Source organism: Aeromonas sp. QDB56, from assembly GCF_027705505.1.
GTDB classification, from domain to species: domain Bacteria; phylum Pseudomonadota; class Gammaproteobacteria; order Enterobacterales; family Aeromonadaceae; genus Aeromonas; species Aeromonas caviae.
The window spans coordinates 1-4,020 of sequence record NZ_JAPDBZ010000216.1 but is presented as its reverse complement, the minus strand read 5'-3'; the positions used below and the strand labels follow the sequence as shown (position 1 = coordinate 4,020).

Below are 4,020 nucleotides of genomic sequence, written 5' to 3'. Positions count from 1 at the left end.
AATGTGGCGTTGGAGCCGATTTCAAAAAAAGTGGCGCAATACCGTTAGGGCAAGTACGTCGATTTAACGGCGCTTACGAAGCAAAGGCCAAGCCGCGTCAACGTGGCTTCTCCGCCTCACTGCTGCGCGAGCGCATCGAACTCACCCTCAGCGATGAGCAGAAAGCCGGGGCCAGCAAGGTGTTCTTTACCAAGGTCAAAGAGGAGTTGCAGTTCATTCCGGCTCAACTCAAGGTGCTGGAGATCTGGCAAGAGAAGGCGGTGTTCGAGCGTGATGGCGAAGAGGTGATCCTCGCGGCAAACCGCCCCGTACACCCGCTGGGCAAATGTATCGCCACGCCGTCATTGCTGGGCTACATCATTACCTCTAAGTATGCCGATGGCCTGCCACTGTACCGTCTGGAGCAGATGTTCAAGCGCCTGGGGCAGGAGGTGAGCCGCACCAACATGGCCCACTGGATCATCCGGCTGGATGAGGTGTTCCAGCCATTGATGAACCTGCTGCGCGAGGAGCAGAACCACGCGACGTATCTGCAAGCCGACGAGACGCGGATCCAGGTGCTCAAAGAAGAGGGCAAAACCGCGCAATCGGACAAATGGATGTGGGTGACCCGCGGCGGTCCGCCGGGCCGCCCCTCTGTATTATTTGAATATGATCCGTCACGCGCCGGAAGCGTACCCGTGCGTCTGCTGGAGGGCTTTAGCGGCATACTGCAAGCTGATGGCTATTCCGGCTATAGCCAGGTGTGCAAAGAGAGCGGTCTCACCAGGATTGGCTGCTGGGATCATGCTCGGCGCAAATTCATCGAAGCGACCCGAGCCGCACCTAAGGGCAAAGGCAAGGACAAAGGCAAGAGCAAAGCCAGCACTGGCCTGGCCGATGTAGCATTGGGGTACATAGGTAAACTCTATGCCATCGAGCGGGAGCAGAAGGAGCGCAGTGATGCCGAGCGTTATCAGGCACGGCAGACGCGTAGCATGCCCCTGTTGGCGGAGCTCAAAACCTGGTTGGACAATAACGTCGGCAAGGTGATGAAAGGCTCGCTGACTCGACAGGCGATGGAATACACGCTGGGGCAATGGCCCCATCTGGTGGGTTACTGCGTGCGGGGAGATCTGCACATCAGCAATATCCTGGCGGAGAACGCAATCCGCCCGTTCGCCGTGGGGCGCAAGGCCTGGTTGTTCGCCGACAGCGCGCAAGGCGCCAAGGCCAGCGCGACCTGCTACTCGTTGCTGGAGACAGCCAAAGCCAATGACCTGGAGCCATCAGCGTATATCAACTATGTGCTGGCGCAGATCGGCGAGGCCGATAGCCTGGAAAAACTCGAAGCCCTGCTACCCTGGAACGTCCCGCTGGAGCCCATTGCAAAAAAAGTGGCGCAATACAACGAAGGCAAGTAGGTCGATTTAGCGGCGCTTACCCACGCATTTTCAGCCGTGCGCCGGGCGTAATCCTCGATGTGGCCCGCCTTGCGGCTCTCCACGTTCGGGGAGCACTGCCCGATCCCCTTCTCGATGTCCTGCGCCGTGAAGCGCCCAGACTTCGCCATGTCCGTTGCGATCATCCAGTCCAGCCGGGAGAAGTCGGCGTCCTGTCCGTACCGCTGCATCAGCCGCTGCGCCTGCCGCTGATATTCCTTCACCGGATCGTATTGCGAACCGTAACCGCTCGGCTTGGCCGCTCCAAGCGCCTCTAGGCGCTTTTCCCGCTCTTTCTGAGCCTCTGCCCTGTCCAAACCCTGTTCGATGCGTTCTAGGTACGCTGGCGCGGCTGTAGCGGCCCTGCCGGGGCAGTCGTGGGCCAGCACATACGGTTGCCGCCCGTCTCGGGTGTGCTGCGACTTCTGGTTCGTGAAGCCTGCCAGCCGCCCGTAATGCCTGCTGTCGGCGCTGTTCGGGTCGCCGCCGTACTGCTTAGCCAGCTCCTGCGCCGCACTACGCCGCACGTCTGCGGATAGCGGTTTATCCGACAGCTTGACCCACGCCTGATAGTTGCCGGGGCTGGTTTCGATGGTCGCGGCGGGGGCCAAGCCTTCCGCCTTCATGCGCTCCAGCGCCTGCGGCTTGAGGTCATCGACCAGCACGAGACCATGCTCGCCAGCCGGGCGGATGTATACGTCGCTGCCCTTAGCGTTCATCCGCTTGAGCCACGCGGCGGACTGCTCCAGCTCGGCGCGGCTCCATTCGCGGTTCATCATTTGGCCGGTCTTGGCTTCGCGGATTCCCACCTCGAAGCGATCCACGCCAAGCGCATTTATTTGCTTTTGGATGGCTTGGCTGGTGCGGTCGCGGCTTTGAGGTGCTCGGCCACTGCTTGCGCGTCCAGCGTGATCTGGTTCTGAATGGTTGGTGGTGCTAGCCAAAGCCATGATGCGGTCACGGCTGCTGCTGTAAGCATCCCCACCAGCGCGGCCAGCAGGTAATGCCTCCACTCCATCCGCCGCCCGGCTTGGTTCAGGCTCTCGGCGGCTTGGCTCGCCGCCGCTGCCGCGTCCTTGCAGCCCTTCACCGACTCGGATAGCTGGCGCTTGAACGTCTCGCCCTGCTCCCGGCTCTTGCGGTCGATCTCGGCCAGCGTCTGCCGCGTCTCGTCGGCCAGCGCCGCCATTGCTTGGGCCAGCGGCTCCAGCGTCGCGGCCAAGTCCTCCGCGCTCTGGTGCTTGGCCTGCCTCAAGCTCTCGATCTGGCTCGCCAAACGCTCTACGCGCGTCGCGTTCGCGGCATCGCTCAACTGCCGCAAAGTCTCTGTCTTGCTCATAGCTGATACCCCTTTTCTGAATGCCTGCGGCGGTGTAGCCCTTCCCTAAGTCGCTACCCTTCATCGTCACGCCGTCCAGCCGGTACGACAGGCCAGACAGTTTCGCGCCGCCCATCTGGGCCACCGGCACCAACTCCACGCCCACGGCCTCCAGCCGCTCCTGGTACGTGGTGAAGTCCGGGCAATCCTTGGCCGCGCCGTCGCACAGCTTCTGCAACTGGTCGCGGGTCGATGGCCTGCCGGTGCGCAATGCGCCCTCGATCTCGCCCTTGGTCGGCGCTTTGCGCTGGGCCTCGATGGGGACGTCTCAGAAAACGGAAAATAAAGCACGTTAAGCCATTGGCATGGCCACCGCTCTCGCAAACGATCATTTTCAAGAAGCCACCGTGAGAATGCGGGCCGCGCCAGTGCTGGCCTTGTCCGTCCCGTTCTCGAAAACCGCTCTCGAATCGAGCCGCCGAGACTGCCGAGTTTCGAGAACAGCCGAAACGCCGCTTCCAGCGGCAGACGCCACACGCAAAGCCGCGCCGTTGCTGGATCGAGCATTCCTTAGCGTGCTTTAAATTCCGTTTTCTGAATCGACCCCTTGTAGCAATCCGGCAGCCCATGCAGGCGGTTGGCCTCATTTCTTGGCCGTTCCAGCACCTCTACCAGCTTCTTCTTGAACTGCTGGCGCACGGTATCGCCCAGTTTCTTCCACTCCCGCCAAGCACGGGGATCAAACTCAAGCTCAAAGGTCATCCAGCGACACCTTGATCCCTTTTTGGGGGTTGGCCAACCGCTCCCGAACGAGCGCAAGGAGAGCCTCTTCGTCCTGAGTCACGACGGTAGTTCGAAACGGTAACCGCTCCTGAGCAGCAACGTACTCCAGCGTTTGCCGCAGCAACTCTGAAGGCGTCACCCCCAACCGATCCAGCACCGCATAAGAACGGGCTTTTAGATCATCATCGATGCGCAAATTGATCGTTCCCATCACTGCCCTCACTATTCACAATCATTTCAGTAATTACAAATGTAATGTCAATTGGTGTTTATCGCAATAGGTTACCGCTGTCGTGGTGCGACCACGAACCCGGCGGCATCGATCTCAAAGCGGACCACGCCGATTTCCTGCAAATAGGCCTGCAAGGTATCGAGCTTGCGAAAGACCCGTAGCTGCTTACTGCGCTGGGCGGCGAGGGCGCGTTCGGCCAGACCGTAGCGCACCAGCAGCGTCCAGCCGCCAGGTTGTCCGACGGCGACCACGACACGAACGGCACC

5 protein-coding genes and 1 pseudogene are annotated in these 4,020 nt (G+C 60.8%); 1 reads left to right on the top strand and 5 read right to left on the bottom strand.

From position 1 onward, the window contains the following. The coding region (tnpC, locus tag OKB81_RS19660; protein ID WP_270805402.1) for an IS66 family transposase at positions 1-1,403 on the top strand (1,403 nt) is incomplete at its 5' end. A 35-nt stretch (positions 1,404-1,438) separates the two neighbouring features. Here the strand turns inward: tnpC and OKB81_RS19655 are convergent. The 5 genes and pseudogenes from OKB81_RS19655 to OKB81_RS19635 form a co-directional block, all read right to left on the bottom strand. Then, positions 1,439-2,371: pseudogene (locus OKB81_RS19655) on the bottom strand (RepB family DNA primase); the annotation flags it as partial. Continuing rightward, on the bottom strand, positions 2,257-2,760 hold the full coding sequence (locus tag OKB81_RS19650) for an IncQ-type mobilization protein MobB (RefSeq protein WP_270668205.1): 504 nt from the start codon (positions 2,758-2,760) through the stop codon (positions 2,257-2,259). The gene OKB81_RS19650 and the pseudogene OKB81_RS19655, both read right to left, overlap by 115 nt. 549 nt (positions 2,761-3,309) lie before the next feature. Continuing rightward, on the bottom strand, positions 3,310-3,501 hold the full coding sequence (locus OKB81_RS19645) for a type II toxin-antitoxin system RelE family toxin (RefSeq protein WP_270805401.1): 192 nt from the start codon (positions 3,499-3,501) through the stop codon (positions 3,310-3,312). Beyond that, on the bottom strand, positions 3,491-3,733 hold the full coding sequence (locus OKB81_RS19640; protein ID WP_113740798.1) for a type II toxin-antitoxin system RelB/DinJ family antitoxin: 243 nt from the start codon (positions 3,731-3,733) through the stop codon (positions 3,491-3,493). The genes OKB81_RS19645 and OKB81_RS19640 overlap by 11 nt, the downstream gene beginning before the upstream one ends. 71 nt (positions 3,734-3,804) lie before the next feature. Next, the coding region (locus OKB81_RS19635) for a hypothetical protein (protein ID WP_270805400.1) at positions 3,805-4,020 on the bottom strand (216 nt) is incomplete at its 5' end.

What these genes read in the sequence shown, in the direction of transcription:
- OKB81_RS19650 (WP_270668205.1), bottom strand. Translation starts at nt 2,760, where the DNA reads ATGAGCAAGACAGAGACTTTGCGGCAGTTGAGCGATGCCGCGAACGCG.
- OKB81_RS19645 (WP_270805401.1), bottom strand. Translation starts at nt 3,501, where the DNA reads ATGACCTTTGAGCTTGAGTTTGATCCCCGTGCTTGGCGGGAGTGGAAG.
- OKB81_RS19640 (WP_113740798.1), bottom strand. Translation starts at nt 3,733, where the DNA reads ATGGGAACGATCAATTTGCGCATCGATGATGATCTAAAAGCCCGTTCT.